At 69.4% G+C, this 26,988-nt stretch carries 25 protein-coding genes, 3 tRNA genes and 1 pseudogene; 21 read left to right on the top strand and 8 right to left on the bottom strand.

What is annotated here, in order from left to right:
• Positions 1-24: 24 nt before the first annotated feature.
• Positions 25-1,143 carry a branched-chain amino acid aminotransferase gene (locus tag HNR23_RS02460; RefSeq protein WP_184073070.1) on the top strand — a complete coding sequence of 373 codons (1,119 nt, stop codon included), beginning with the start codon at positions 25-27 and terminating at the stop codon, positions 1,141-1,143.
• Between the two features lie 296 nt (positions 1,144-1,439).
• Positions 1,440-3,014 (top strand): citramalate synthase, encoded by a 1,575-nt coding sequence (gene cimA, locus HNR23_RS02465; protein ID WP_184073072.1) that lies wholly within the window; start codon positions 1,440-1,442, stop codon positions 3,012-3,014.
• A 502-nt stretch (positions 3,015-3,516) separates the two neighbouring features.
• Here the strand turns inward: cimA and HNR23_RS02470 are convergent.
• Positions 3,517-4,290: a DUF3152 domain-containing protein gene (locus HNR23_RS02470; RefSeq protein ID WP_343070391.1), complete on the bottom strand. Its 774-nt coding sequence runs from the start codon at positions 4,288-4,290 to the stop codon at positions 3,517-3,519.
• Between the two features lie 170 nt (positions 4,291-4,460).
• Complete coding sequence (locus HNR23_RS02475) at positions 4,461-4,811, bottom strand: antibiotic biosynthesis monooxygenase (RefSeq protein ID WP_184073076.1); 351 nt, start codon at positions 4,809-4,811, stop codon at positions 4,461-4,463.
• Positions 4,812-4,939: 128 nt separating this feature from the next.
• Here HNR23_RS02475 and HNR23_RS02480 point away from each other — a divergent pair, with 128 nt between their 5' ends.
• The 14 genes and pseudogenes from HNR23_RS02480 (at position 4,940) to HNR23_RS02540 (ending at position 17,183) form a co-directional block, all read left to right on the top strand.
• Positions 4,940-8,188 carry an amidohydrolase family protein gene (locus HNR23_RS02480; protein WP_184073078.1) on the top strand — a complete coding sequence of 1,083 codons (3,249 nt, stop codon included), beginning with the start codon at positions 4,940-4,942 and terminating at the stop codon, positions 8,186-8,188.
• A 188-nt stretch (positions 8,189-8,376) separates the two neighbouring features.
• The gene (locus HNR23_RS02485; RefSeq protein ID WP_184073080.1) at positions 8,377-9,177 is read left to right on the top strand and encodes a fumarylacetoacetate hydrolase family protein; all 801 of its coding nucleotides are present in this window, start codon (positions 8,377-8,379) and stop codon (positions 9,175-9,177) included.
• A gap of 203 nt (positions 9,178-9,380) precedes the next feature.
• Positions 9,381-9,593: pseudogene (locus tag HNR23_RS27595) on the top strand (RHS repeat-associated core domain-containing protein); the annotation flags it as partial.
• Positions 9,594-10,130: 537 nt separating this feature from the next.
• Complete coding sequence (locus HNR23_RS27355; RefSeq protein WP_343070392.1) at positions 10,131-10,712, top strand: DNA/RNA non-specific endonuclease; 582 nt, start codon at positions 10,131-10,133, stop codon at positions 10,710-10,712.
• 20 nt (positions 10,713-10,732) lie between these two features.
• A complete protein-coding gene (locus HNR23_RS02495; RefSeq protein ID WP_184073084.1) occupies positions 10,733-11,308 on the top strand; it encodes an SMI1/KNR4 family protein in 576 nt (191 codons plus the stop codon).
• Positions 11,309-11,759: 451 nt separating this feature from the next.
• Positions 11,760-12,197 (top strand): DUF5959 family protein, encoded by a 438-nt coding sequence (locus HNR23_RS02500; protein ID WP_184073086.1) that lies wholly within the window; start codon positions 11,760-11,762, stop codon positions 12,195-12,197.
• A 256-nt stretch (positions 12,198-12,453) separates the two neighbouring features.
• Positions 12,454-13,047, top strand: coding sequence for an SMI1/KNR4 family protein (locus HNR23_RS02505; RefSeq protein ID WP_184073088.1), 594 nt, complete (start codon positions 12,454-12,456; stop codon positions 13,045-13,047).
• 24 nt (positions 13,048-13,071) lie between these two features.
• Complete coding sequence (locus HNR23_RS02510) at positions 13,072-13,692, top strand: hypothetical protein (protein WP_184073090.1); 621 nt, start codon at positions 13,072-13,074, stop codon at positions 13,690-13,692.
• A gap of 2 nt (positions 13,693-13,694) precedes the next feature.
• The gene (locus HNR23_RS02515; protein ID WP_184073092.1) at positions 13,695-14,339 is read left to right on the top strand and encodes a hypothetical protein; all 645 of its coding nucleotides are present in this window, start codon (positions 13,695-13,697) and stop codon (positions 14,337-14,339) included.
• A gap of 83 nt (positions 14,340-14,422) precedes the next feature.
• Positions 14,423-15,103, top strand: coding sequence for a nitroreductase family protein (locus tag HNR23_RS02520; RefSeq protein WP_343070393.1), 681 nt, complete (start codon positions 14,423-14,425; stop codon positions 15,101-15,103).
• A gap of 72 nt (positions 15,104-15,175) precedes the next feature.
• Positions 15,176-16,642, top strand: coding sequence for a glutamate--tRNA ligase (gene gltX, locus HNR23_RS02525; protein WP_184073094.1), 1,467 nt, complete (start codon positions 15,176-15,178; stop codon positions 16,640-16,642).
• A gap of 143 nt (positions 16,643-16,785) precedes the next feature.
• Positions 16,786-16,857 (top strand) — tRNA-Gln (locus HNR23_RS02530).
• A 54-nt stretch (positions 16,858-16,911) separates the two neighbouring features.
• Positions 16,912-16,984, top strand: a tRNA-Glu gene (locus HNR23_RS02535).
• Positions 16,985-17,110: 126 nt separating this feature from the next.
• Positions 17,111-17,183 (top strand) — tRNA-Glu (locus HNR23_RS02540).
• Between the two features lie 181 nt (positions 17,184-17,364).
• On the opposite strand, the gene HNR23_RS02545 is transcribed toward HNR23_RS02540, so the two are convergent.
• The 3 genes from HNR23_RS02545 to HNR23_RS02555 all read right to left on the bottom strand — a co-directional run bounded on the left by HNR23_RS02545 (position 17,365) and on the right by HNR23_RS02555 (position 19,012).
• On the bottom strand, positions 17,365-17,910 hold the full coding sequence (locus HNR23_RS02545) for a M23 family metallopeptidase (protein WP_184073096.1): 546 nt from the start codon (positions 17,908-17,910) through the stop codon (positions 17,365-17,367).
• A gap of 146 nt (positions 17,911-18,056) precedes the next feature.
• Positions 18,057-18,482 (bottom strand): serine/threonine protein kinase, encoded by a 426-nt coding sequence (locus HNR23_RS02550; RefSeq protein WP_184073098.1) that lies wholly within the window; start codon positions 18,480-18,482, stop codon positions 18,057-18,059.
• 125 nt (positions 18,483-18,607) lie between these two features.
• Complete coding sequence (locus HNR23_RS02555; protein ID WP_184073100.1) at positions 18,608-19,012, bottom strand: serine/threonine protein kinase; 405 nt, start codon at positions 19,010-19,012, stop codon at positions 18,608-18,610.
• Positions 19,013-19,396: 384 nt separating this feature from the next.
• Between HNR23_RS02555 and HNR23_RS02560 the strand changes: the two genes are divergently transcribed.
• A complete protein-coding gene (locus tag HNR23_RS02560; protein ID WP_184073102.1) occupies positions 19,397-22,525 on the top strand; it encodes a BTAD domain-containing putative transcriptional regulator in 3,129 nt (1,042 codons plus the stop codon).
• A 132-nt stretch (positions 22,526-22,657) separates the two neighbouring features.
• Positions 22,658-23,116 (top strand): carboxymuconolactone decarboxylase family protein, encoded by a 459-nt coding sequence (locus tag HNR23_RS02565; RefSeq protein WP_184073104.1) that lies wholly within the window; start codon positions 22,658-22,660, stop codon positions 23,114-23,116.
• A 4-nt stretch (positions 23,117-23,120) separates the two neighbouring features.
• On the opposite strand, the gene HNR23_RS02570 is transcribed toward HNR23_RS02565, so the two are convergent.
• A complete protein-coding gene (locus tag HNR23_RS02570) occupies positions 23,121-23,792 on the bottom strand; it encodes a MerR family transcriptional regulator (RefSeq protein WP_184073106.1) in 672 nt (223 codons plus the stop codon).
• A gap of 122 nt (positions 23,793-23,914) precedes the next feature.
• Here HNR23_RS02570 and HNR23_RS02575 point away from each other — a divergent pair, with 122 nt between their 5' ends.
• From HNR23_RS02575 to HNR23_RS02585, 3 genes are all read left to right on the top strand, one after another.
• A complete protein-coding gene (locus HNR23_RS02575) occupies positions 23,915-24,466 on the top strand; it encodes a monooxygenase family protein (RefSeq protein WP_184073108.1) in 552 nt (183 codons plus the stop codon).
• Positions 24,467-24,547: 81 nt separating this feature from the next.
• Entirely contained in the window at positions 24,548-24,799 is a 252-nt protein-coding gene (locus HNR23_RS02580) for a prevent-host-death family protein (RefSeq protein ID WP_184073110.1), read from the top strand.
• 71 nt (positions 24,800-24,870) lie between these two features.
• Positions 24,871-25,062, top strand: a complete 192-nt coding sequence (locus HNR23_RS02585) for a type II toxin-antitoxin system RelE family toxin (protein ID WP_343070730.1) — start codon at positions 24,871-24,873, stop codon at positions 25,060-25,062.
• Between the two features lie 11 nt (positions 25,063-25,073).
• Here the strand turns inward: HNR23_RS02585 and HNR23_RS02590 are convergent, their stop codons facing one another.
• Positions 25,074-25,688: a TetR/AcrR family transcriptional regulator gene (locus HNR23_RS02590; RefSeq protein ID WP_184079760.1), complete on the bottom strand. Its 615-nt coding sequence runs from the start codon at positions 25,686-25,688 to the stop codon at positions 25,074-25,076.
• 180 nt (positions 25,689-25,868) lie between these two features.
• A complete protein-coding gene (locus HNR23_RS02595) occupies positions 25,869-26,963 on the bottom strand; it encodes a PDR/VanB family oxidoreductase (protein ID WP_343070394.1) in 1,095 nt (364 codons plus the stop codon).
• Between the last annotated feature and the right edge of the window lie 25 nt (positions 26,964-26,988).

Consider the following 26,988-nt stretch of genomic DNA (forward strand, 5'->3'; position numbering starts at 1 on the left):
GTACCCGAGAGGACCACACCACCGATGAACAGCAGCACCACCACAAGCGGGTTGACGTTCGAGATCCAGCCCTCGACCCAGCGGAAGACCCCGCAGGAGAGAGCGGCGCTTCTGGAAAATCCCGGGTTCGGCAACGTGTTCACCGACCACATGGTCACCATCCGCTACACCGAGGGCAAGGGCTGGTACGACGCCCGGCTGGAGCCGTACGGCCCCCTGACCATGGATCCGGCGACCGCCGCGCTGCACTACGCGCAGGAGATCTTCGAGGGGCTGAAGGCCTACCGGCACCCCGACGGCACGGTCGTCGGCTTCCGTCCCGAGGCCAACGCCGCGCGGTTCAACCGCAGCGCCGCCCGGATGGCCATGCCGGAACTGCCCGAGGAGCTCTTCCTCGGCGCCATCGAGACGTTGCTGGAGCACGACTCCGAGTGGATCCCCACCCAGGAGGACAGCAGCCTGTACCTGCGTCCGTTCATGTTCGCGACCGACGTCGGCCTGGGGGTGAACAACCCGTCCCGCAGCTACATGTTCGTGCTCATCGCCTCGCCGTCGGGCCCCTACTTCTCCGGCGGCATCAAGCCGGTGACGGTGTGGTTCTGCGAGGACTACACGCGCGCGGCTCCCGGCGGAACCGGCTTCGCCAAGTTCGCCGGCAACTATGCGGCCAGCTTCCTGGCGCAGGCGCAGGCCGTGGAGAAGGGCTGCGACCAGTGCGTCTGGCTCGATGCGGTGGAGCACCGCTGGGTCGAGGAGATGGGCGGGATGAACCTGTTCTTCGTCTTCGGCTCGGGCGACGACGCCCGGGTCATGACCCCCGCCCTCACCGGGACGCTCCTGCCGGGCATCACCCGCGACTCGCTGCTCAGGCTCGCCCCCGAGGTCGGCATCCCGGCCGAGGAGGGCCGGATCTCCACCGACGAGTGGCGCGAGGCGGCGACCAGCGGTGAGCTGACCGAGGTCTTCGCCTGCGGCACGGCCGCCGTCATCACCCCGGTCGGCGCGGTCAAGAGCAACCAGGGTGAGTTCACCATCGGCGACGGCACCCCCGGCCCGGTCACCATGCGCCTGCGTGAGGAGCTGGTCGCGCTGCAGTTCGGCACGCGTGAGGACACCCACGGGTGGATCCGCACGTTCGGCTGAGCCTCGCGGGCCGCGGTCCGAGGGCCGGTCGGGGGTTTCCCGACCGGCCCTCATTCGTCCGGATTGAGAAAATTGTGTCTCACGTGATGAGACAAATGGCCGGTGAGCTCGTGTTCCGTCGCGGGACTATGGCAGACTCGGTCCCATGCCGTCTCAGGTGATCATTATTTCGAGGCGCGCTGGCTGAAAGCGGACCCGCCAGCGCGCTGACCTCTCGTGTCCACGGGGGGTCTTTTTTGTTGGCGCGGCCGCCGCGACGACCGGGACTTCTCAACCCACCCGCGGGAGTTCGACCCATGCCTGACGACAGTTTCCACGTGTTCGACACGACGCTGCGCGACGGCGCCCAGCGCGAAGGCGTCAACCTCACCGTCGCCGACAAGCTGGCCATCGCGAAGCTGCTCGACGAGTTCGGCGTGGGATTCATCGAGGGCGGATGGCCCGGGGCGAACCCCAAGGACACCGAGTTCTTTCAGCGGGCTTCACAAGAGCTCACGCTGAAGCACGCGCAACTCACCGCGTTCGGCGCGACCCGCCGACCCGGTGTGCGGGCGGACGACGACCCCCAGGTCGCCGCATTGCGCGAATCCGGTGCGCCGGTCGTCACCCTTGTCGCCAAGAGTGACGACCGGCACGTCGAACGGGCCCTGCGCACCAGTCTGGACGAGAACCTGGCGATGATCGCCGACACCGTCGCCCACCTGTGCGAGCACGGGCGCCGGGTGTTCGTGGACTGCGAGCACTTCTTCGACGGCTACACCCACGACCCCGAGTACGCGACCGGTGTCGTGCGCACCGCCGCCGACTCCGGCGCCGACGTGGTCGTCCTCTGCGACACCAACGGCGGGATGCTGCCCGCCGACATCACCCGCATCGTCAGCGAGGTGGCCCGACGCACCGGTGCCCGGCTCGGTATCCACGCCCAGGACGACAGCGGGTGCGCCGTCGCCAACACGCTGGCCGCCGTCGACGCGGGCGCCACACACGTGCAGTGCACCGCCAACGGGTACGGCGAGCGGGTGGGCAACGCCAACCTGTTCAGCGTCGTCCCGGCGCTGGAGCTGAAGCACGGCCGCGCGGTACTGCCCGGGGGGTGCCTCGCGGAGACGACCCGGGTCGCGACCGCCATCGCCGAGATCGTCAACATCGCCCCGGCCACCCACCAGCCCTACGTCGGGGTCTCGGCGTTCGCGCACAAGGCGGGGCTGCACGCCTCGGCGATCAAGGTCGACCCCGACCTCTATCAGCACATCGACCCCGAGCTCGTCGGCAACGACATGCGGATGCTGGTCTCCGACATGGCCGGGCGCGCGTCCATCGAACTCAAGGCCAGGGAGCTGGGGGTGGACCTGGGCGGCGACCGCGCGGTGCCGGGGCGCGTGGTCGAGCGGGTCAAGGAGCTGGAGCGGTCCGGGTACAGCTTCGAGGCCGCCGACGCCTCCCTGGAGCTGCTGCTGCGGGAGGAGGTCGGTCGGCCCGCCCGCTTCTTCGAGGTGGAGTCCTGGCGGACCATCAGCGAGCGGCGGCCCGACGGCGGGAGCGTCAGCGAGGCCACGGTCAAGCTGCACGTCAAGGGCGAGCGGGTGATCGCCACGGGCGAGGGGAACGGCCCGGTCAACGCGCTGGACCGCGCGCTGCGCTCAGCGCTGGAGGGGGTGTATCCGGCGCTGGGCTCCCTCGAACTCATCGACTACAAGGTCCGCATCCTGGAAGGCGCCACCGGTACGCACGCCGTCACCCGGGTGCTCATCGAGTCGAGCGACGGCCGCGGCGAGTGGACCACCGTCGGGGTCGGCGAGAACGTCATCGACGCCTCCTGGACGGCGCTGGAGGACGCCGTCACCTATGGCCTGCTGCGGCAGGGCCACTGACCCGTTCCCCTTTTCCGCCGAGATCGACGTCAGGATCCGGCGGCCGGAGCGGTCCGGAAGAGTGGCGCCGGCCGTGCCGGGTCCCGACGGCACGGCCGGCGCGGGGCCCTGGGGCTGCCGGCCGCTCCCGGCGCCGTCCTATCGGGCCCTTCCGGAGGGGAGGGTGACGACTCGACTTCGTAGAGTAAAGCACCGGTAACAAGATCAGAAAATGCGTTGGAGTGGCCGAAAGCGGCCACGGAATTCGTTCTGAGATATTGCGCTCGCTGCAATTCGATGTTATCTGCGGATGGGTGGACGCCGATCAGCTGGGACATTGACGCGCAGCTCAGCGCGGTTTCCCGGGTTCGGCGGCGGGGGCGGGTGCCCCCGGGCCGCGGCGCCGGGCATTCCGGATGAAGGTGGCTCTGATCGAATTCAATGATCCCGGATTCAATGGTCGAGAATTCGCGCGCCCCCGGGATTCACCCGACCCTCGGAGAAATCGGCGAACGGCGCGGGATCAGGGGTGCGGCCAGCCGCTGGCCGCGCACCCGTCCAGCCCCAGGGTCTGCTGCTGCATCACGGGAGCGGGCTCCCCGGAGCCGGGGCAGGACACGTGGCCGTGGCCGAGGGCGTGGCCCACCTCGTGGTTGATCACATAGATCCGGTAGGTCTCCAGGTCGTCGTCGAAGTGGTCCACCCCGCTGACCCAGCGGTTCTGGTTGATGACCGAGCGACCGCCCTGGTGGCACGACACATAGCCCATGGTCTGCAGGGGCGCGCACAACGCGTCGGTGGTATCCGGTGCCGCGAGCGTCACGCGGAAGTCGACCGGCCCGGAGTCCACCCGCTGCATCGACAGGTCCCCGCCCCCGATCCAGCTGCGCTCGTCGCCGAGGATCTCCTCCACGGCGGCCGCGAAGTCCTCGGGCTTTCCGGGAAGCCCCTCCTCGACCTCGACCATGTAGCGCTTGAGCGGCCCCTCGCCCACGACCGCGCTCTCGCCGGGGACCACCGTCAGGTCACCGCTGCCGTCCTTGACCTCGTCCTCCACCGAGCGCAGCAGCACCGGACGCGAGCCGTCGTCCTCGGCGTCCTCCTCGGCGGCCCGGCGCTCGCCGGGGTCGGCGTCCCTACCCGGTGAAGCGGACGGCTCGGCCGGGGACGACGCCGTCGTCGCGGCGCGGTCGTCCGCGCCGCGCCCGTCGAGCACGACCAGGCCGACCCCCGCCACGACCACGGCGAGACCGAGGAGGAGTTCGAGGCGGTAGCGGTCACGGCGGTGCCGTCCCACCGGTCTCCCGCGTTTTTCATCCGTTTCGGGCCTGGACAAGAGGCGGACCTTCCTGCGGAGGAGGTGAATGTCCCCCCAGGATCCCAGAAACACCGTCCAGGACGGGCATCACGACGGTCAGGCGCGGGTCAGGAGAACGTCGAGACTCGCCCGCGCCGACCGCCGCCGCGTCACGGCCCGGCCGTGACGTGCTGCACGACCTCGAATCCCCACAGCTCGCTGCCGGTCGCGGCCGGACCGCCCTGGCCGTGGCCGTGGCCCGCCTGCCCGGACTCCGCCGCGGCCTGCGCGTGCCCGTGCTGGAAGGAGCGGCTCTGCAGCCAGTTCTGGAACGACTCCTCGTCCTTCCAGCGCGTGTAGACGATGTAGCGGTCGGTGCCCTCGGCAGGGCGCAGCAGCATGAACTCCTCGAACCCGGGCTGCCCCTCCACCAGCCCCGCCCGCTTGGCGAACCGCTCCTCCAGCGTCGCCCCGGCGCCCTCGGGGACGGTCAGTACGTTGAACTTCACGACAGAAGCCACTGGTCACCTCTCCTCGCAGCGCGGCTCCGTGACATGCGGGGTTGCCGAGAGTCTTGATTCCCCACGGAAGGCGGAGCAGAGTTGCCTCCGCACCACACTCGGTCACCCAGCGACTCCCGGAGCCGTGAATGGATCGTCTCCCATCATCCCCCCTCGCCCACGCCGACCCCACACCCCTCCCACCCCACGCCCGATCAGCGCACCCCGCCCTTCCGCCCTCCCTCCGCTACTCTCTCGACCGGCGCGAACTCCTCGCGGTGACCGGGCGCGCCGCGCTGGTCGGCGGCACGGTGTGGCTGCTCGGCCCCGACCTGGCCACCGCGCCCGCCGCCCGCGCCGCCCCGCGCGGAGACAGACCCGAGGCGACCGTCACCGAGGGCACCAACATCTCGGCCACCGCCTCCCCCGACGGCGAATGGATCGCCTTCGACCTCTACAGCGCCATCTGGCTCGCCCCCGCGGGCGGCGGAACCGCGCGCCGCCTCACCGGCCCCCTCCAGGACGCCACCCGCCCGCACTTCGCCCCCGACTCCCGGCGCCTCGCCTTCCAGGCCTACGCCGAGGGCAACTTCCACATCCACGTCCTCGACCTGGACGGCGGCGAGCCGCGGCGCCTCACCGACGGCCCGCACGACCACCGCGAACCCCGATTCTCCCCGGACGGGCGCACCATCGCCCTGGCCGCCGACCGCGGCGACGGCTACGGCATCTGGCTCTACGACCTCGAAGCCGAGAAGCTGACGGCGCTCACCGACAGCGACGTGGACGAGGCCGAGCCGAGCTGGTCGGCCGACGGCCGGAGCATCGTCTACGTCCAGGGCCGGGAGAGCATCCACGCGACCACCCTCGACGGGCGGAGCAGGGAGCTCGTCCCGGCCGCCCCCGCCACCACCGTCCACGCCCCCGCGCTGGCCGAGGACGGCGAGACGCTCGCCTACGTCCGCGCCCACGCCGACACGGTCCGCCTGGTCGTCGGCGGAGAACCGGTCAGCGGCACCGGCGAGGACGTGTTCCTCGGCGCCCTCACCTGGCTGGCCGCCGACCGCATCCTCTACACCGCCGACGGGCGCATCCGCACCCGCCACCCGGGCGGAGGGGCCGCCGACATCGACTTCCGCGCCACCGTTCCCTACCGCGACCACCGGCCCCGCCCACCGCGCCGCGACCCCGACGACACCGGCCGCCACCCCGTGCGCGGGATCGCCGGGCCGGTGCTGTCCCCCGACGGCACACAGGTGGCGTTCCGCGCCCTGGGGGCGCTGTGGGTGATGCCGGTCGGCGGTCGGCCGCGCGCCGTCGCCGACGACGGCGCCTTCAACTCCGACCCCGACTGGCACCCCGACGGGCGCTCGCTCGTCTACTCCAGCGACCGCGAGGGTGCCCCGGCGCTGTGGCGGCACCACCTCGACGACGGCACCGACGAGCGGCTGACCCGGCTGGAGGGGGCGCAGCTCACCCCCAGATGGGCGCCGGACGGGCGGCGGATCGCCTACCAGGACGAAGACGGCGCCACGTGGATCCTGGACCTGGACGACGGCTCCACCCGGCAGGTGCTGCCCGCGCTGTTCCAACCCGGGCGCCCCACGTGGTCGGCCGACGGCGCCACGCTCGCCCTCGCGGCGGTGCGGCCCCGCTCCACGCGCTTCCGGGAGGGGACCAGCCAGATCCTCACCGTCGACCTGGAGACGGGGCGCACCCGCTACACCGAACCGGCCCCCTACCGCTCGCTGTCCACCCGGGGCGACGACGGTCCGGTCTGGTCGCCCGACGGCACGCGTATGGCCTTCGTCATGGAGAGCGTGCTGTGGATCGCCGACGTCGACGGCGACGGAACGTTCACAGGGGAGGCGCGGCAGCTCACCGACGAAGTCACCGACGCACCCAGCTGGAGCGGCGACTCCCGCACACTCCTCTACCTGAACAACGGGCGGCTGCGGCGGATCGCTGCCTCGGGCGGGCGGGCCCGGACCGTGCCGCTGCGGCTGTCCTGGAAGAGATCCAGACCCGGCGGCCGCACCGTCATCCGCGCGGGGGCCCTGTGGGACGGCACCTCACAGCGGCTGCGCCGCGACGTCGACATCGTCATCGACGGCAACCGCATCACCGAGGTCCGCGCCCGTGGGGCGGGCGGGGACGGCGGGCGCGACGGCGACGCCAGGATCGTCGACGCCACCGCGCACACCGTCATGCCCGGCCTCGTCGACGCGCACGTCCACTGGCACCTGCGGGGGCGGGCGTGGGGTGCGCGGCAGGGGCCGCTGTTCCTGGCCTACGGCATCACCACCGTCCGCTCCCCCGGCGACCCCGTCTACCAGATGCTGGAGACCCGGGAGGCGCTGGACGCCGGGAAGCAGGTCGGACCGCGCTACTTCGCGACCGGCGAGGCGGTCGACGGGAGCCGCGTCTACTACGACTTCATGCGGCCGACCCTGGACGCCGACCAGCTCGACCTGGAGATGGAGCGGGCCTTCGCGCTCGACTACGACCTCATCAAGACCTACGTGCGGCTGCCGGTCGCGATGCAGCGGCACGCGGTCGAGAAGGCGCACGCCCAAGGCGTCCCGCTGACCTCCCACTACCTCTACCCCGCCGTCGAGCTGGGCATGGACGGGATGGAGCACACCGGGGCCACCAACCGCCTGGGCTACTCGCACACCGTCAGCACGCTCGGCCGCTCCTACGCCGACGCCACCACGCTGTTCGCCGCCTCCGGGATGCCCATCACCCCGACCCTGTTCACCTCCGCGGCGATGTACGCCGAGGACCGCTCACTCGTCGAGGACGAGCGAACGCGTGCCCTGTTCCCGCCGTGGGAGTACGAGGCGCTGGTACGCAAGGCGGACGCGGCCGGAGGCGACGGTGCGGCGGCCCGCCGCAGCCGAGCGGCGCTGCCGGGCCACGTGGCCATGCTGCTGAAGATCCACCGCGACGGCGGCACCGTGATCGGCGGGACCGACGCGCCCCTGGACAACGTCGCGGTGAGCCTGCACCAGAACATGCGGGCCATGGTGCGCTATGGATTCACCCCGTATGAGGCGCTGACGGTGTCGACCCGGACGGCCGCCGAATGGCTCGGCGTCGGCGACGACCTCGGCACGGTCGAGGCGGGAAAGCTCGCCGACCTCGCGATCGTCGACGGTGATCCGCTGGCCGACATCGCCGACGCGGCGGCGGTGCGGTGGACGGTGCGCAACGGCGAGGTGCACGCGGTCGACGACCTCGTCGCATCGGTTCCCGCCGCCTCCGCCACGGCCGACCGCCTCGTACCGGCGGCGGCCGCGCCCTCGACGCCGCGACGTGCCCCGCTCACCTCGGTCACGTCGCCGACCGAGTGGTGGCATGGCGAGTCCGAGCGGGGCTCCCCGCACCGCTGCTGACCGCACGGCACCGCCCCTTGCCGTTGACCTCGGGGATATCGACGTCATTTCCGCCGCTATTCGGTCGGTACACCCGAGATCAACGGCAAGGGAAGGGTGCTGTCGGGCTCGTGTCCGCGCGCACGCGGAACCTCTGGGCGCGGATAGCCTGGACGCCGGAAAAGTGCAGGACAACAGATAGGGCAACCGTGCGCATCGCGAGGTACTCGGTCGAGGACGAGGTCGGGTTCGGTCTGATCGATACCGACCAGGACTCCGGGGAGCAGTTCATCTCCCGGCTCAAGGGCCACCCCCTGCTGGGGAACGTCCAGCTCACCGGCGAGCGCGCGAAGCTGGAGGACGTGCGGCTGCTGTCCCCGGTCCTGCCCAGCAAGGTGGTCTGCATCGGCAAGAACTACGCCGACCACATCGCCGAGATGAAGGACGTCACCGGCGAGGCCACCGACGAGCCCGTGGTCTTCCTCAAGCCGTCCACCGCCGTGACCGGCCCCAACGAGCCGATCTTCTACCCGGCCGCCTCCCAGCGCGTCGACTACGAGGGCGAGCTGGCCATCGTCATCTCCCGCGTCTGCCGCGAGGTCCCGCGCGAGCGCGCAAAGGACGTCATCTTCGGCTACACCTGCGCCAACGACGTCACCGCCCGCGACCTGCAGAAGACCGACAAGCAGTGGACCCGCGCCAAGGGCTTCGACTCCTTCGCCCCGATCGGCCCGTGGATCGAGACCGGCCTGTCGTTGGAGGAGGCCTCCGACCTGCGGGTCACCACCACGGTCGACGGCGAGACCAGGCAGGACGGCCGTACCTCGCAGTTCATCCACGACATCCCGGCGCTGATCTCCTACGTGACGTCCTTCATGACCCTGCTGCCGGGCGACGTCCTGCTCACCGGCACCCCGGCCGGCGTCGGCCCCCTCGACGTGGGCTCCCAGGTCACGGTGGCCATCGAAAAGATCGGCGCCCTCACCAACCGCGTCACCACCCGCGACTGACCAGAGCGCGGCGGTCTGCTCACACCGCGATGAGATCGACTCCCTGACCGCACAGTCCGGACATGTCGTCAGGGTCTGATGTGACCATCGCAACGGGCTTCGGCTGACGCAGGGCTGCCTCCGCGACCATCGCATCGATGGCGCACCGATGACCGTGGAGGCAGGCCTCTTCGAGGAGGGCGGCGGCGGCCCGAGCCCTCTCCTTGGTCACTGCCGGCGAAGGGGCCAAGCAGTCCCTCGGCTACCAAAACGAATGGACCGACCCGGCCACCGGCGACGTCAACATGCACGCCCGCTGGTACCAGCCGGAAACCGGCAGGTTCGCATCCCGCGACACCCTGACCCTGGAACCGGACCCGTCCGTCCAGCTCAACAGGTATACCTATGGCAACGCGGACCCGGTCAACAGGATCGACCCGACGGGCCACTTCGTCCCCCTCGTCTTGGTCCCGGCCATCCCGGCTGCCAAGGCTGCGGGTGGCGCAGCTCTCGCCGCGATAGGGGCATCGCTGGTCGGCGCGGCGGCCTACGACCGCTACCGTTCCCGACCCAATAGCGGAAGGCCGTCGCGCCCCAGCGGCAGGGGCCCGAACACCAAGCGGCCGCCGAACCGCAAGCCGGCCAGCCAGAGCGTTCGCGGCAGCGTCCGACCGCACACGACCTACCGCCCGCGCCCGAGCTACCGCCCGCAGTACCGTCCCTACTACCGGCCGAGCTATCGCCCCACGTACCGACCGAGCCACCGTCCCTCGTGGCGGCCCCGCCCCTGGCGCGGCGGGTCCGCGAACCAGCGTCCCTCCCGCCCGGCACCGCCCCCCGCACCGAGGATCGATCCACGCAAGCCGATCCTGGACAAGATCCTCAGAACCCCGCAGCCCCGGCCGCCGCTCAGCAACCCCTTTGCTGATCAGGAGCGGATCGACGACGAGCGTGCGTCTTACGAGGAGAGGGTGGTGGTTCGGGAGGTAACCTTCGATCTTGGCGACTACGCCGAGTATGAGGATGCTGTGGAGGCGCTTGACCTGGAATTTTCCGGTAGCGCCCCCACTACGGATGACACACGACAGGACACGTGCATCAGCTCCATTGCGCTCTCTCCTATTCGAGAAAGCGGCCAGCGGGGGACCGCAGTCGGTCGATTCTGTGGAAAGGGAGACTTCAATCCCGGGAGATTCGATGCGAAGATCAAGCCGCCGGGATATGTCAAATTCCAGGACCACAGTTCGCACCTGATCGCTAGCAATTTTTACGGTCCAGGAACAGCAGAGAACCTGGTTGCTATGTATGAAAAGGCGAATCTCTCTGGAATGAGAACCATTGAGAACCGTACGACTAATCTCCTGAGGAAAGACGAGGAGGTCGTCTATGTTGTCACTCCGGTCTATGAAGGGGGATCTGAGCGCCCTTGGGCAGTTCATATGCAAGGGCGCAGTAGCGGAGGGGCATCATGGGACGCCTGTGTTCTGAACAAGGACCAGAAAGGGTACGTAGACGGAAGCGTGTGTCGGGGTCCTCGGCCAGCCGACGTTTACTAAGCTGAGATGAGGTGAAAGCTATGTGGGCTGAGCGACTGGTAGCGAAGCTTGGAGATTCGAGATTTACGGGGCTGGCTCCCGTTGATTGGGATTCTGTCGAACGGAAGTACGAGACCCGACTTCCATCGGACTATAAGTATGTGTGCGACCGTTACTCGGGTTTCAGTCTTAATGGCCTGTGCATCCTTTCGCCAAGACTAAATGTCAAAGGGAAAAATGATCTAGTCGAGGCCACGCGCGAGGCGGAAGAGCTATTCCTAGAGACTCACGATGAGGATGATGATGCTCTAGAATTCATTCCCGAACATAACTTCGCAGCTCTGGGGGGTCGAGCGGAAATGTTCAAGTTTTACCCTCATCGTCCAGGGTTGCTGAAGTGGGGGCAAGATGATGGAGGCGGCAATTACTATTGGTATGTTGATGGCAATCCGGAGGACTGGATAATCATTACTGAGCATCGGGATTGGATCTGGGATCAGCATCGCATGCCGATGAGCGAATACCTGGTCCGAGGACTGGAAGGACGGGTTCAATGTAGGGTGCTGGGTTCATCCTTCGCACGTGGCGTGGATCTTGAGGAGCTCCCTCCCCAGTGATCGGGCTGCTCCCTTGGGATGATATTGCAGCTCAGGCCGATCGGCTCGTCGACCGAGCCATTTGTGCTAATTCGGCTAACTGGCGCTACTCCCGTATTCTCCCGTTTCCTTACGCGGCAAGTCCCCACGTACTGCTCTTTTCAGACGACTGTTCACAGGCCGTCGTCGGTTGACCTCCATTGCACGCGATGCCAATGCGCTTGCTCCACAAAGGGTCGCCTAGACCTCATGCCTCCTGAACTGAAAAGTTGTCGTCCTCTCGACCTATAGTGGGAGGAGCTTGGGCGGCAGGGGTGGAATTGAGCAGTTCCCATTGGAAGCCTGATGGGGGCTAGAAGGAATCTGAGGGAGATCGACTGAAGAAGGCCTGGAAGAAAAGTCAATGTTGGCGGGTGTGATAAAGTATTTCATTTTCTCGCGCCTCGTTTCGGATTTTACAATTGGAGCGGTCGTGGCTGTGGGTGACGTTGACTCTCTTGATTCGAAGTGGATCGACGTGTTCAGATTCTATGATCCTGTCCAGTCTGTGGCCGCGCGTATGTATGAAGATCCTGATTATGAGGTGCGTGGGCGGCTCGTCTACCCTGGCGAGATCATCGTGGAATCTTCATTCGTTGAAGGGCGTGTACGGCTCTGTTTGTCCGTGCGTGATCTGAAGGAATGGAGTAGCTGTCTGCAGGAATTGGAAAATGAGGAGCCTGTGGCATGGCCTACTGAGGAGCGTACTGCGCGGGTTGAAGTCGTCCCCGACGACCCGCTGGTGGTTACAGTGGTCGATTCCCCCTCAAGCCAGGTTTCTGTGCGTGTCCCCGTGGATGTGGATCTTGATGAATGTCTCGTGGAGAACAGAGAACTTCTGAAAGGCGCTTTCGCTCGCCTGCGAAGGTAGCGCCCCGGGCGAGTTAGATCGAGTCACGCTACGTAACTTCCCCTTTCGGTGGTGGTGGGCTCGCATCGTTGATGGGGGCGTATCGTCCCGGCAAGCGACAGTTTGGCGCGCCCACGCTCGCGTCTCATCAGTGCAGGTCCCGTGCTCGACAGTACCCACGCCCCCGCTTTTCGCCTCGAAAACTGTCGGTGCCTGGTCCGATGCTGGGCGCAGTATCAAGGCGGGTGGCACTGCCGTGTTCGGGGATCCCCTGTGGATGACTGAGATGGATATGACGTGGGTGGAGAGACTGTGCTCCAAATTGGGCAGGCCCAAGATCGCTGACTTGCCCCCGATCGACTGGGACGAAATCGAGGGCAATTTCGGCACGAGGCTGCCGTCCGACTACAAGTACCTGTGTAATAGGTATACAGCGTTCAGTTTGAGTTGTTTGCTCTTGCTCAATCCGAGAGTAAAGATATTCGGTCATCGCAATCTTGTCGAGGCAACCCGGGAGACGGAGGAAATTTTCCGTTACGTCTTTGACGGGGATGATGAGGAGCTGAAGTATATTCCAGATCATAACTCGTCGGTAATGGGTGGGCGACTGGACATGTTCCAGTTCTATCCGAATCATCCGGGGTTGCTGTTGTGGGGTAAGGACAATCATCGGGGAGGATACTACTGGTACGTCGACGGGGAAGCTGACGAGTGGAGGGTCGTTGCTCAGGCTGACTGGGTCCTGTGGGATCAGCATCCGATGTCGATGAGTGAGTATCTTGTCAGGAACTGGGAGGGGTCACTCCGCTGTCGGGTGCTTGGGTGCTGTTTTGCTGATGGCGTGCGCGTTGAACACTACCCATTTCAGTAATTCGTCTTATGATTGGAATCTTGTATGGGAATGCAGGGCGTGGTAAGCGAGTGGCTATCTTCAAGAAATGTGAGGTTTTCGGACCTTGAGTGGCGCCGGTTGGAGGCTGAGTTTAATTTGACGTTTCCGGAAGACGTCATCTACATGGCGAACCGTGTCGACTCCTTCCGCGTTGAGGTTCGAGTGGAGGCATACGACACCCCTGGGTTTCAGCGAGGGCGGGTTGAGCGTTTGGTTGTAATGCTGCCTAATCCATCTATGGAAATATCTGGTATTCTCGATGCTGTGGCTCATGCTAATGAGGCGGTGAGTCCGCTGTTCGAGGACGGCGGTACGACGATTGTCCATTCGGACGACTCTGGTGATCAGGCTGTTCGAATTCCCTTCTCCTTTTATCCGGAGAGCCCTGGATTGATTCCATGGGGCGAGGACTCTTCAGGGTGTCCTCAGTTTTGGGTTGCCAGCGGCGAGTCGCGCGAGTGGCCGGTCATGGTGACTGATGAAATGCGATTCAAGAAGCATGACATGTCCTTGACGGGCCTGTTGGAGGCACTGATGTCGGGTCGCCTCGAATGTCCTATCAGTGCAGACATGTGGACGGACCCGATCTTGCTGGAAGACGAGAGAAGGCTAGAGGACTTCTGATCGTGCTGTCGTTGAGGAGGCCGTCGTCGTGGGTAGCGGTGGCCGGGGTGGCGGGTGTCGTGGTGGCGGTCGGTTTGGTGATTCTCGGGCCTTTGGGCGGCGGGAGGATGGATTTTTGGGCTGCTGCTGACGCCGGTGAGGAGATGATTTCGGAGGGCCCCGAGGTTCCGGCGTCGTGGCGGGTGGTTGAGGTCGAAGGGGTTGGTTTCTCGGTTCCGGAGTATTGGGCCGAGTTTCCTGAAGGACCTGGTCAGGAGGAGTCGCTGGCCGGGGTCTACTACCGGCCTGACGCCGGGTTGTTTTCGAGTGCGAATATCGAGGTGCTGAACGGCTTCGATGCGACGGCCTCGGCCAAGGAGGTGCTGGACTCTCTGCCGCACGAGTTCAAGGGAGGGCAGGTCATTCCGCTGGGATCCGAAGGGTGGGTCCGAGTGGAAGGGCTTCCCGGGATCGAGGAGGCGGCGCGGTATGAGTTCAAGCTTCGCGTGGTGCACCCTGGGGCGGACGATGTCGCCTGGATGCGGGGGCTGTACCAGAGTGTGAGGATCGACGGGGCCGCTCCGCTCGTCTTCAGGGTGTACTGGCACGAGGAGGCCGTGGAGCGGGGCGAGATCGACACCGTTCTCGGCTCCATTCGCGCTGTCTGATCGCGGCGGCGGGTATTGCCCTCACCACGTCGGCGGGTGAGACTGGGTGCGCTCTGTCGGCGGTCGTTCACCGGAGGTCGCTCGTGGGTCGTGGGCATGCGTATCCGTTCGTCTCCTATCGCCCCGAGCGGTATCCCGAGGGTGAGATGGTGCGGCGCGGGCGGGAGTTCGTCGAACTGCTGGACAAGCGGCGGAGCGTGCGGTTCTTCAGTGAGGAGCCGGTTCCCCGGGAGTGCGTCGAGTTGGCGGTCCGGGCGGCCAACACCGCACCGTCCGGGGCGCATCAGCAGCCGTGGAAGTTCGTGGCGATCGGCGACGCCGAGACCAAGAAGCGGGTGCGCGAGGCCGCTGAGGTGGAGGAGCGGGAGAACTACGAGGGCGGGCGGCTGCCGCCGGACTGGCGGGAGGCGCTGGCGCCGCTGGAGACCACCTCGGACAAGGCCTATCTGGAGACCGTTCCCTGGCTGGTGGTGTGCTTCGCGGAGAAGTACGGGCTGCGCCCCGACGGGTCCAGGCGCAAGCACTACTACGTCAACGAGAGCGTCGGCATCGCCTGCGGGATGTTCATCGCCGCCCTGCACACCATGGGCCTGTCCACTCTCACCCACACCCCCAATCCGATGGCGTTCCTCACCGAGATCTGCGAACGACCGCCCAACGAGCGCCCCTACATCCTCTTCCCGGTGGGCTACGCGGCGGACGACGCCGAGGTGCCCGACCTGAGGCGCAAGCCCCTGTCGGAGGTGCTGGTGGAACGCCCTTGACGGGGCCGCGCTCCACCGTGCTGAGCTGCTGATCCACCGGTCCCCGCCGGTGTCCCCAGTAGGCTGGGGGCCGTGACTGAGACTTCGATTCGTGTGCGCTTCGCGCCGTCCCCCACAGGTATGTTCCACGTTGGCGGCGCGCGGTCCGCGCTCTTCAACTGGGCTCTGGCCCGCCAGCAAGCCGACGGCAAGTTCGTGCTGCGCATCGAGGACACCGACGCCGCGCGCAACAAGCCCGAGTGGACCGAGGGCATCATCCGCGCCCTGGAGTGGCTGGGCATCGGCAAGGACGACCCGCACTTCGAGGGCCCCTACTTCCAGTCGGACTACGCCCAGGCGCACCGCGACACCGCCCAGCGCCTGTTCAAGGAGGGGCGCGCCTACTACTGCGACTGCACCCGCGACCAGGTCGCCGAGCGCCGGGACAACCCGTACCTGGGCTACGACGGTTTCTGCCGCGACCGCGGCCTGGAGCCCGGGCCGGGCCGGGCGATGCGCTTCCGCGTCCCTGAGGGCGGCCCCACGGTCGTCGACGACCGGATCCGCGGCCGGGTGGAGTTCGAGCACAGCTCGATCGAGGACTTCGTGATCGCCCGCGCGGACGGCTCGCCGCTGTTCGTCCTGGCCAACGTGGTCGACGACGTCGAGATGGGCATCAACGAGGTGATCCGCGGTGAGGAGCACCTGTCCAACACCCCCAAGCAGCAGCTGCTGTGGGAGGCGCTCGGCCACACCCCGCCGGTGTGGGCGCACCTGCCGGTGATCGTCAACGAGAAGCGGCAGAAGCTGTCCAAGCGCCGGGACAAGGTGGCCCTGGAGTCCTACCAGGAGGAGGGCTACCTGCCCGAGGCGATGGTCAACTACCTGATGCTGCTGGGCTGGGCGCCGGGCGACGACCGCGAGATCATGCCGTGGTCGCAGATGGAGCCGCTGTTCAGGATCTCGGATGTGAACAGCTCCAGTGCGTTCTTCGACGAGAAGAAGCTGCGGGCGTTCAACGGCGAGTACATCCGCGCGCTGGACGTGGAGGAGTTCGTCGGGCGGTGCCGCCCCTACCTGGCCCCGGAGCGGGCGCCGTGGCCGGCCGAGAACTACGACGAGGAGGTGTTCCGGGCGATCGCGCCGCTGGCGCAGTCCCGGGTGGCGGTGCTCAGCGAGATCGTGCCCAACGTCGACTTCCTGTTCCTGGACGAGCCGGTGGAGGACGCCAAGAGCTGGAGCAAGGCGATGAAGCCGGGGGTGGGCGCCGAGATGCTCACCGCCGCGCTGGAGCGCTTCGCCGATGAGGGCCTGGCGTGGGAGGCCGAGGCGCTGAAGGCGGCGCTGGAGGAGACCGGGGCCGGGCTGGGGCTCAAGCTCGGCAAGGCCCAGGCGCCGGTGCGTGTGGCGGTCACCGGCCGCACCGTGGGCCTGCCGCTGTTCGAGTCCCTGGAGCTCCTCGGCCGCGAGCGCGTCCAGGAGCGGCTGCGAGCCGCCCTGGCGAAGCTGGAGGCGGCCGACGCCGCCGCGGGGGCCGCGACGGATGGCGCGGAGTCGTAGGCGATCGCGCCGCCGGAGGGGGTGGCCGGGCGCACACCCGGGCGCCCCCTCTCTCAGTTCGCGAGCACTCCAGATGTCCGCTAATGTAGTTCCTGCGCCGAGGGGAGCAGGGCCCGGAAGGGACCGGCCCCCGACGAAAGCACTGGGGTATGGTGTAATCGGCAGCACGACTGATTCTGGTTCAGTTAGTCTAGGTTCGAGTCCTGGTACCCCAGCGAGCGGCCTCCGGAGTTCCGGAGGCGCAGCGGGCCGGGTCTCCGGTCCGGTAGGCCCCCGTCGTCTAGTGGCCTAGGACGCCGCCCTCTCAAGGCGGTAACGGCGGTTCGAATCCGCTCGGGGGTACGCAACAGGGAGAAGCTCCCACCCATGTGGGGGCTTTTTTTCTGGGGTCGGTCGCTTCGGCGATCGGCCGAATCGGGACGATTCACCCTTCGGACTCCGATAGGGTAAGTCCCACGCGCTTCACAGGCCCCCGTCGTCTAGTGGCCTAGGACGCCGCCCTCTCAAGGCGGTAACGGCGGTTCGAATCCGCTCGGGGGTACCGAAGGCCCCCACCCGTTCGCGGGTGGGGGCCTTTTTCCATTTTCCATGTCCGCCTGCCGACCGCGCTTCCCCGGCACACCCCGGCCCCGCCCTCCCGGCGGACCGCCGAGCGGAAAAGGCGGCGGGGCCGCCCGTTGCCACGGACGGCCCCGCGGACCGCAGGGGATCGGTCGGACGCGTCAGCAGCCGGTGCTGCTCTTGATCGTGGTCGACCCGTAGTACTTCACGGACACACCGTTGAGCACGACCCGCTGCACGGCGCCGTTCCGGCGCTGCTCGTAGTGCAGGTGCGGCCCGGTGCTCCCGCCGGTGCTGCCGACCTTGCCGATGACGGTCCCGGTGCCGACCCTGGCGCCCTTCTTCACGCTCTGCGAGTTGAGGTGGGCGTACAGCGTGGTCACACCGCCGCCGTGATCGATCACGATGTACTTGCCGTAACTCCTGTTCCCGAGGTCGGCCACCGTGGTCACCGTCCCGGGCGCACTGGAGCGGACGTTCTGGTTGAGCGCGTTGGAGCGCTGGAAGTCCACCGCGTTCTGCGGGTTGTGTCCGCTGTAGGTCTTGGCGGTCCACGTCTGCCCGCAGTCGAAGGGCGTGCGCAGGTTGATCGACGCCATCGCCATGTCGTCGGCCGAGGTGGCGGCGATCACGGTGGTGGAGGCGATGGCCGTGGCCGCGACCACGGCGCCGAGGCGTCGAACGATTCGGCCCGTTGCCGTTCTCATAGGTATCTCTTTCCGTTGTTGATGAGGAAAAGGAGCAGGTAACCCGGGCTGTGCCCGGGAGATCCGGTGCGGCGCCGCGGAATACGCCTCGGCCCCGTGGAGGCGCCCCGCCGCACCGCACCGGATCGGCTGCGCACTGCGCCTTGTCAGCCGCAGTGCTGCCAGCCGGTCCAGAAGTTGTCGTCGTGCGTGCCGCCGCCCCACCGCACACAGGTTCCGGCGGCCTTGAGCTTCACCGGGCCGGCGTAGTACCGGTAGGTGCTCCGCCCGTCCTCGACGGCGTCGAAGGGCTGCTGCCGAGCGAGGGCCGCATAGACGTACGACGGCGTCCCGACCTTCGTGGTCTTGAGCGTCACCACGCAGTTCTCACCGGTGCGGCCGCTGTACATCAGGTGCGTGACGTACCCCTTGCCGGACCGCTTGTTGATCTCGGTGAACCCTGAGCCGCAGACACCCGAGGCGGTGTAGGGGTTGGTGGTCGACGCCGCCGCGGCCGGGGCCGTGAGGGGTGCGAACGCGAGCCCGGCGCAGGCGACCGCTCCGGCCAGGAATGTTCGAAGTGTGGTGTGCACAGGTCCGTCCTCTCCCGCCCGCGCGGTGCCGGGCACCGGGCGGATGGGCATGTCGGGGGATGCGCCGTTCACGGCGGCGCGGCGATGGGGAAAAGGGGAGGGGAAGGGGGCGCGCAAGCCGCGCGTCAGCCGCAGTGGCTCCAGCCGCTGACCCAGTAGGTGCCCTGGCCGCCGCCCCACCGGACGCACTTGCCCTTGGCCGGGGCCTTCAGCGGTCCCGCGTAGTACTTGTAGCCCGGCTTCTTGTTGTCGTGCTGGGTCGATTCGCCTTGGACGTCCAGCCGCGCCCAGGTCTCGGTGACCTTGCCGATGTTCGTGGTCTTGATCGTGACCACGCAGTTGGAGCTGCCGTTGTACATGAGGTACACGATCGACCCGCGGTCCACGTGCCGGTTGATCTCCCTGTAGCCCGAACCGCACACACCCTGCGGCGTGTAGGGGTTGGTGGCGGCTTCGGCGGGGGTGGCGAAGGCCAGCGAGCCGGCGAGTAGGACGCCGGTGGCTCCGAGCCTGCTGAGGAGCTTGTTCATCGTGCTTCTTACGTGTCCGGGGGCCGCGCGGTGTGGGGATGCGCGGGCGGGGCGTCGCCCTGCGGAACCCCACACTCCACGGTGCCGCTGACTCGGCCGTGAACGGGCGCTGACGTGCCCGCCGATCCGCGCCGGAAGCCCACGGAAGGATCTTCCCGCCGAGCGCGCCGCACGGGGGTCGGCCCCGCGAGGCCGCGGCGCCCGCGAACCGGCTCCATCGCCGCTGAACAGGGACTTCGTCGGGATCGACGCGCGGCTAGCAGGCCCCGCTGACTCTTCGCTGACTCACCGCCTGTGCCGTCAGGTAAGGACTCGGTTAGAGTTCTTGCGCCCAGTGGCCATGTGCTCGGGGCCGATGGAGGAGTGTCGGTAGACGCGAGGAGCGTGACCACGACGATGGGCGTCGACCGCCGGTGGGAGTTCCGTCTGCTGGGTCCGCTGTGGGTCGGCCACGACGGCAGACCGCTCGCCCTGCGCTCCGGAAAGCAGCAGGTGCTGTTGGCGGCTCTTCTGCTGAGCCCCGGCGACGTCGTAGCGGCGGACGAGCTGATCGACACCCTGTGGGGGGAGCGACCGCCGGGCGGGGCACGGGGGACCTTGCAGGCACACGTGATGCGGCTGCGGCGCGCCCTGCGCGCGGGCGGCGACGACTCACTCATCGACACCGCCTCGGGCGGGTACCGGATCCGCGTCGCCGGTGACCAGGTGGACGTCGCCCGCTTCCACCGGCTGCGGTCGCGTGTGGCGGAGGCGGCCGCGCGGGGCGCCCGGGATGAGGAGTCCGGGCTGCTGGCGGAGGCACTGGGCCTGTGGCGCGGCCCCGCGCTCGCCGGCCTGGAGTCCGACCGCCTGCGGGCGGTCGCCGCCGGCCTGGACGAGCTGCGCTGGGCCGCGGTCGAGCGGCGCAACGAGGTGGAGCTGGAGCTGGGGCGGCACGACTCCCTCATCGACGAGCTCGGCCTGCTGGTCGTCGAGCAGCCGCTGCGCGAGGGCTTCTGGGCGCAACTCATGCGTGCCCTGCACCGCAGTGGGCGCCAGGCCCAGGCCTTGGACGCCTACCGCAGGGCCAGGGAGGTCCTCGCCGACGAGCTCGGCGTCGACCCCAACGTGGAGCTGCGCGAGCTGCACATGGAGGTCCTCGCCGCCTCGACCGACCCGAGAGAACCGGATGGCCCGACCGCCCCGAGCGGCCCGGTCGAGTCGGCGCAGGCGCTCGCGGACCCCGAGCGGCCCCCGGTCGGGGAGGCGACGCCGCGGTCGGGCGGGAGCTGCCACCTGCCGCCCGACGTGGCGGACTTCACCGGCCGCGAGAGCGAGGTCGAGCTGCTGCGCGCGGGTCTGGACGCGGAGCGGTCCTGCGCCGTGCAGTGGACGATCACCGGCCCCGGCGGCGCGGGAAAGACCAGCCTGGCGGTGCACGCGGCGCACCTGGTCCGCGACCGGTACCCCGACGGCCAGCTCTACCTGGACCTGCGGGGCACCGGTTCGCACCCGGTGCGGCCCGAGGACGCACTGGACCGGTTGCTGCGCGGACTCGGCACCCCCGGAGCCGCGATTCCGCCCTCCCTGGACCACCGCACCGACCTGTACCGGGAGCGGCTGGCCGACCGCCGGGTGCTGGTCATCCTGGACAACGCGGCCGACGAGGCGCAGGTCAGGCCGCTCCTTCCGGGCACTCCCGCCTCCGCGGTGCTGGTGACGAGCCGCGGCGCCCTCGCCGGCCTCGGCGCGGCGCGGGTGGTGCGTCTCGGCGTCCTGTCGCCCGCCGGAGCCGTGCGCCTGCTGCGTTCGGCGGTCGGCGAGGCCCGGGTGGCCGCCGAGCCGGAGGCGGCCGCGGAGATCGCCGACTACTGCGGTCGGCTCCCCCTGGCGCTGCGGGTGGCGGCGGCACGGATGGTGGCGCGCCCGCACTGGCGGCTGTCCCAGCTGGCGGCCCGCCTCTCCGACGAGCGGCGCCGCTTCGACGAGCTTCGGGTGGGCGACCTCGACGTGCGCACCAGCCTGGCCTCCAGCTACGAGGGGCTGGAGACGGCCGAGCAGCGCGCGTTCCGGCTGCTGTCGCTGCAGGACGCCGCGGACTTCCCGGCATGGGTCGCCGCCCCCCTGCTCGACATGGCACCGGACCGCGCGGAGGACCTGGTGGAGGCGCTGGTCGACGCCCGCCTGGTCGAGTACGTGGGCCGTGACGCCCTGGGCCAGGCCCGGTACCGGCTGCACGACCTGCTGCGGGTCTTCGGTCGGGAGGCTGCGGCGGGGGAGCGGCCCGAGGAGCGGATCGGTGCCCTGGCCGACGTGTGGCGGGAACTGGCGGAGCGCGCCAACGTGGCCATGTCGCAGCACGGGCCGCGCATGCACGACGCCCCGCCGGCCGTCGGAGCGACCGCGCGGACGGTGGGGGAGCGCGTGGTGGACGGCGACGCGGCCGCGTGGTTCGACGCGGAGTGGCACAGCCTGCGCTCGGTGCTGGAGCAGTGCGCGGACTTCGGGCTGCACACCCAGGCGGTGCGGATCTCCGCCGCGTCGGCCGCCTTCTGCGACCTGCGCGCCCGGTTCTCCGAGTGGGACCGGGCCAACGGCATCGGGGCGGCCGCGCTGCGCCGGGGCACGGCGGCCGACCCGCATGCCGAGGCGGTGCTGACCCTGCAGCGGGGGCTGCTGCGCGTCCGCCAGCACCGGTTCATCGAGGCCGCCCAGGAGTTCGAACGGGCCCGCGACGGCTTCGCGGGCGCGGGCGATACCGCCGGTTGCGGGCACGCCTGGCACGGCATCGGGTGGATGCACGAGTGGCAGGGGCGGCAGGACGCGGCGCGGCGGTGCCACCAGCAGGCGTTGGCACACTTGGCGGAGGCCGGCGACGCGCGGGGCGAGCTCGATGTGCTGTGCTCCCTGGGTGCGATCGAGCGGCGCGCGGGCGCGTTCGACGCGGCCGTCACCGTCCTCGACCGGGCGTGTGCCCTGGCCCGTGCCGGGGCCGATGAGCGGTCCCGGCTCGCCGCCGTCCTGCAGCGGGGCCGTCTGCACCAGGCCATGGGGGAGCTGTCCGCGGCGCACGCGTCGATCGCGGAGAGCCTGGAGCTGGCCCAGGGGCTCGGCGACCCCGACATGACCGCCCACCTGCGCCTCTTCCTCGCCGAGGTACTGCTGAGGTCGGGGCGGCCGGATGCGGCCCGGGAGCAGGTCGACCGGGCGCTCGCCTTCTTCACCGAGCTGGGGGATCTCGCCGGTCGGGCGTGGTCGTGGCGGCTGCTCTCCGAGGTCGCGTCGGGCGCCGGGGACGCGGCGGCGGGTCTGGAGCTGGCGGACCGGGCGGTGGCGGCGGCGTCCGGCCTGGGGCTGCCGCACGAGTACGCGCGGGCGCTCCGCCAGCAGGGCAGGGCCCGGGCGGGCGCCGGACGGTTCGCGGAGGCCGAGCGGAGCCGCCGGGCGGCCGTGGCGGTGTTCGAGGAGGCGGGGTTCCCCGCCGAGGCCGCGGAGGTCCGGGACGAAGCGGAGCGGCTCGCGGCCGACCGGTGACGCCGCACCGGCCGACCGGGGCGTGGGTCACGTCACACCGCCGCGCTGTCACGGATCGGTCGTGCGCGGGGTCCCTGTGGTCGAGTCCCGGAGAACCGGGCGAGCCGACCACGACCCAGGGAGCGTACTTCCATGTCCCCGACCGCAGCGCCCGCACGCGTCAACGCCCTGCACGAACTGCCCGACGTCCTCAAGAGCCTGCTCGACATCCACGGTGTGCTGGGTGAGACGATCGACCACACCACCCTGGAGTTGATCAAGCTCCGCGCGTCCTACCTGAACGAGTGCTCGTACTGCCTCGACATGCACGCGGTCGAGGCGGTGAAGGCGGGCGAGTCCCAGCAGCGCGTCCTCCTGGTGGCCGCTTGGCGGGAGGCGCGCGACCACTTCACCGCCGCCGAGCAGGCGGCGCTGGCGCTGACCGACGCGGTGACCGAGCTGGGTGGTGGCGTCTCCGACGCGGTGTACGCGGCCGTCGCCGAGCACTACTCCGACCGCGAGATCGCCGCGCTCGTCGCGGCGACCGGCCTGATCAACTTCTTCAACCGTGCCGCCATCGCGAGCGGGGCGCAGCCGGCCGCGCGCGGCTGACCGGTCATTCCCGCGTGCCCGGGGGCCGCTTCTCCGGGCAGCGGCCCCGGTCGAAGAGCCGCGCGGACGCGTCCTCCTGGGCGAGCAGGCGCAGTGCGGTCAGCGCCCGCTCCATCACGGCGCTGACCACCACGGCGTATTCGACCATGTCCTCGCGGGACCCCGCGGGGTCGAGGGCGCGCACGTCCTGTTCGGCGACCGTACGGGCGGCCGCCGCGTAGGTCCGCAGCATCTCGTCGGTGACGGGGCGCCCCAGCCGCCCCATGGCCGCGATGGCGCGGGTCAGTTCGCTCTTGAAGGGGGAGTGGGGGATCAGCCGCCAGCCGAGCTCGGCCAGGAGCGCGTCGGTGCGCTCCTCGGCATCCCGGACACCGGGGTCGTCGGTGCCGGGTTCCGGGACGTCGGGGTGGAACGTGTGCTGGGCGGAGCCGAGCAGGGTGTGCACGTCCGTGTCGGGGTCGTCGATCGCCTCCAGCGCGGCCCGGACCTTGGCCAGCGGAGCGTCGGCCACCTCCACCAGCGCCCGCACCAGCCGGAGCCGCCGCAGGTGGGTCTCGCCGTAGACGGCCTGCGTGGACGAGGTCGCCTCCCCCTTCGGCAGCAGCCCTTCGCGCAGGTAGTACTTGATCGTCGCCACCGGAACACCGCTGCGCCGGCTCAGTTCGGAGATCCGCATGTGCCTCCCGCCTCTTGCATGCGTCGATTGGATAGTACTACTCTCCAATATTGGAGAGTGAAACTATCCAATCTGGCGGTGGGCCCGTGCGGCCGCCCGTGCCCATGAAGAGAGGCCTGACCGTGAACGACACACACGACACCGCAGCCCCGCAGCCGACGAACGGCCGGACCACCAACCGCCCCCGCGAGAGCTTCACCGTCTTCTTGCTCGGCCTGCACGTCAACGCCTGGTACAAGCCGCACCGCTGGCTGCGCACGGTCCGGGACTTCCGCAGGATGCAGGTCGAGCTGGAGGCCGACCCGGCGCTGGGGCTGCTGCACTCCCGGACCCTGCTGAGCCCGCGCGGCACCACCGTCGTCCAGTACTGGGAGAGCACCGAGGCGCTGATGCGCTACGCGCGGGCGAGCACGCACAGCGGCATCTGGCGGGACTTCCACCGCGACCGCGACGGCTCGGTCGGCATCTGGCACGAGACCTACGAGATCGGCACCCCGCAGGCCGAGGCGAGCGGCCGGGGATACGAGGCCCTGTACGTCGACGTCCCCACCCAGGGCCTCGGCGCCGCTCTCGGCACCGAGCCCGTCACCCGGGCCACCCACGCCGCCCGCACCCGCCTGGCTCGTCCGTCCCGCGAGCACTCGCGACGCGCCCGCGGCGGTGCCGCGGCGTGAGTCGGCCCTCATCCGTGGTGCCATCCCCGCCGATCTCCCGTCCACCGGATATGGGGAGAGTATCGCGGCTACGCCGAGAACATGGGTGAGCTGCCGATCGAAGAGGTTTCCCGGCAACTACCCGAGCCGGTCCAGGAACCCGAAGTCGTCGACACCGCCCACGCCGATGGTCGCCGTCCGGCCGCGATCGTGCCGCCGGATGTCGCTGCAGCGGGTGCATCCGTGATCGAGGCGCTGGAGGACTCGGCCGATATCGCAGCGGCCGAGGCGGCTCGCGAGGAGCCTGGGGAACGGATTCCCGCAGAGCGACTGTGGGAGGAACTCGGCGTATGACGCGGAGTGCGTAGTTCAGTCCGGCCGCGGCGCGGGCCCTACGCGAACTCCCTCGGGAAACCGTTGTCCGAATTCGGAAAGCCATCGATGCCCTGACGCATGACCCACGGCCGCCGGGTGTAAGGAAGCTCGTGGGCGGGCGCGGTGAGTACCGGATTCGGGTCGGTCACGACCGGATCATCTACGAGCTGCATGACGACGTGTTGATCATCGAGGCCATCAGCCTCGGCCACCGGCGAGAGATCTACAGGCGCGATCGTTGAAGGACCCACAGTTAGCTGTCCGTTGAACCCATGGTCGCGGTCAGCGCCTGCAATTCGACGTCCCCGGCGCCCGAGGCGCCGAGCATGGCGAGGAGTTGGTCGAGGAGCCAGTCGGCCAGTTCCTCGTCCGACATCGGGCGTTCGGTCAGCCAGATGAGCAGGGCGGATTCCACCGAGGAGATCCAGCAGCGCATCGCCAGCAGCACGCGGGGCGAGGGGCGATCGATGCCGGAGCGCTGCAGCAGGAGGTGCAGCACCTGGTCGCGGACCTCGTCGATGGCCGACTCGGTGCGGTCGCTGGCGACCTTCGATCCGCCGCGCAGCAGGGCCACATACGCGGGCGCGTACCGGTCGGCGAAGTCGATGAAGGCCCGGAGCGCGGTGCGGAGCTGTTCCAGCAGCGGCAGGTCGGTCGGCGGGACCAGCAGCGGGGCAAGCTCGTCCATCGCGCTGCGCAGCGCGGCCGTGCGCAGCTCCGCCATGTTCGGGAAGTAGCGGTAGACGAGGGTGCGCGAGACGTCGGCGGCCTCGGCGATGTCCTCCGGGGTCACGCTGTCCGGGGAGCGCTCCGCGAACACGCGCAGGGCCGTCGCGATGAGGTCCGCCCGGCGCTCGTGGGGGGACATGCGGCGGGGGCGGCGTCCCGCTGCTGCGCCGCCCTCGGTTGCCTCGTGCCTCACCATCTCGCTGCCACGACCTCTGCCCTGTCCGGTGACCCGGACGCATGTTCCGCGTCCGCGCCACTGCGCCGTCCTCCTGCACCTGGCACGGTATCCGCTTGTGGCGGAATCTCGGGCCGGGCTCTCTCACATGTCGAGGCGCAGCCGCCCTCCCCCGCTACGCGACACGCAGATCGCGATCTCCTCCCGCCGCGACGAACCCCCGGTCGGCCGGTCGCGGTGGTCGGCCTCCCCCGACAGCAGCCGCACCCGGCAGGTGCCGCAGAACCCCTGGCGGCAGGAGTAGGGGGTCTCCGGCCGCACCTCGGCGATGACGTCCAGCGCGGTGCGGTCGGCGGGGACCCGCAGCACCTGCCCCGAGCGCGCCAGCTCGACCTCGAAGGCGGCGCCGTCGGTGATCGGCGGCGGCGAGAAGCGCTCCCAGAACAGAGGGAGCCCGGGCAGGTCGGGCAGGGCGCCGCGCACCCCCTCGATGAGCGGCGGCGGTCCGCACACGTACACCGCCGTCCCCGGTGCGATCCCCGCCACCAGGTCCTCGGCGGCCGGAGGGCCGAACTCGTCGTCGGGCCGGATCTCGATCCGCGGCCCGGGGCCGCCCCCGGCCGCCGGTACCGCCGCCACCTCGTCGAGGAACGGCATGCTCGCGCGGGAGCGCCCCGTGTAGACGAGGCGGAAGTCCGCGCCGAGGCGCCCGGCCGCCCGCACCATCGGCAGGATCGGGGTGATGCCGATGCCTCCGGCGACGAACAGGTACCGCTCGAAGCGGGGGAACGGAAAGGCGTTGCGTGGCCCGCGCAGGGTCAGCCGCGCGCCCTCGGCCAGCCCGTGCACCTCGCCCGAGCCGCGGCCGCCCGGGATGCGCCGCACCGCGATCCGGTACCGGGCGCGGTCGCCGGGGTCGCCGCACAGCGAGTACTGCCGGACGAGTCCTGAGGGCAGGACGACGTCGACGTGGCACCCCGGCTGCCAGGTCGGCAGCGGCGTGCCGCCGGCCGCCTCCAGCGTCAGTGCGGCGACCCCGTCGGCGGGCCGGTCGATCCGGGAGACGCGCACCGCCAGGTCGCGGTCGACCGGGGTCGGGTCGGATGCCGGACCGATCATCGCGGACAGCCGCTCCAGGGCGGGGACGAGCCGGTCGAGGGTCCGGTAGAACCGGTCCGGACGCCCCCGGCGGTCGCGCGGGTAGGGCGGGTCGGCGTACTTCTCTTCGCTGTGTTTCACGTCGGAGGTCTTCTCTTCTTCGTGT

Source organism: Nocardiopsis mwathae (genome assembly GCF_014201195.1).
GTDB classification, from domain to species: Bacteria; Actinomycetota; Actinomycetes; order Streptosporangiales; family Streptosporangiaceae; genus Nocardiopsis_C; species Nocardiopsis_C mwathae.

What these genes read in the sequence shown, in the direction of transcription:
- HNR23_RS02460 (WP_184073070.1), top strand. Translation starts at nt 25, where the DNA reads ATGAACAGCAGCACCACCACAAGCGGGTTGACGTTCGAGATCCAGCCC.
- cimA (WP_184073072.1), top strand. Translation starts at nt 1,440, where the DNA reads ATGCCTGACGACAGTTTCCACGTGTTCGACACGACGCTGCGCGACGGC.
- HNR23_RS02480 (WP_184073078.1), top strand. Translation starts at nt 4,940, where the DNA reads ATGGATCGTCTCCCATCATCCCCCCTCGCCCACGCCGACCCCACACCC.
- HNR23_RS02495 (WP_184073084.1), top strand. Translation starts at nt 10,733, where the DNA reads ATGTGGGCTGAGCGACTGGTAGCGAAGCTTGGAGATTCGAGATTTACG.
- HNR23_RS02505 (WP_184073088.1), top strand. Translation starts at nt 12,454, where the DNA reads ATGACTGAGATGGATATGACGTGGGTGGAGAGACTGTGCTCCAAATTG.
- HNR23_RS02510 (WP_184073090.1), top strand. Translation starts at nt 13,072, where the DNA reads ATGGGAATGCAGGGCGTGGTAAGCGAGTGGCTATCTTCAAGAAATGTG.
- HNR23_RS02545 (WP_184073096.1), bottom strand. Translation starts at nt 17,910, where the DNA reads ATGAGAACGGCAACGGGCCGAATCGTTCGACGCCTCGGCGCCGTGGTC.
- HNR23_RS02555 (WP_184073100.1), bottom strand. Translation starts at nt 19,012, where the DNA reads ATGAACAAGCTCCTCAGCAGGCTCGGAGCCACCGGCGTCCTACTCGCC.
- HNR23_RS02565 (WP_184073104.1), top strand. Translation starts at nt 22,658, where the DNA reads ATGTCCCCGACCGCAGCGCCCGCACGCGTCAACGCCCTGCACGAACTG.
- HNR23_RS02570 (WP_184073106.1), bottom strand. Translation starts at nt 23,792, where the DNA reads ATGCGGATCTCCGAACTGAGCCGGCGCAGCGGTGTTCCGGTGGCGACG.
- HNR23_RS02580 (WP_184073110.1), top strand. Translation starts at nt 24,548, where the DNA reads ATGGGTGAGCTGCCGATCGAAGAGGTTTCCCGGCAACTACCCGAGCCG.
- HNR23_RS02590 (WP_184079760.1), bottom strand. Translation starts at nt 25,688, where the DNA reads ATGTCCCCCCACGAGCGCCGGGCGGACCTCATCGCGACGGCCCTGCGC.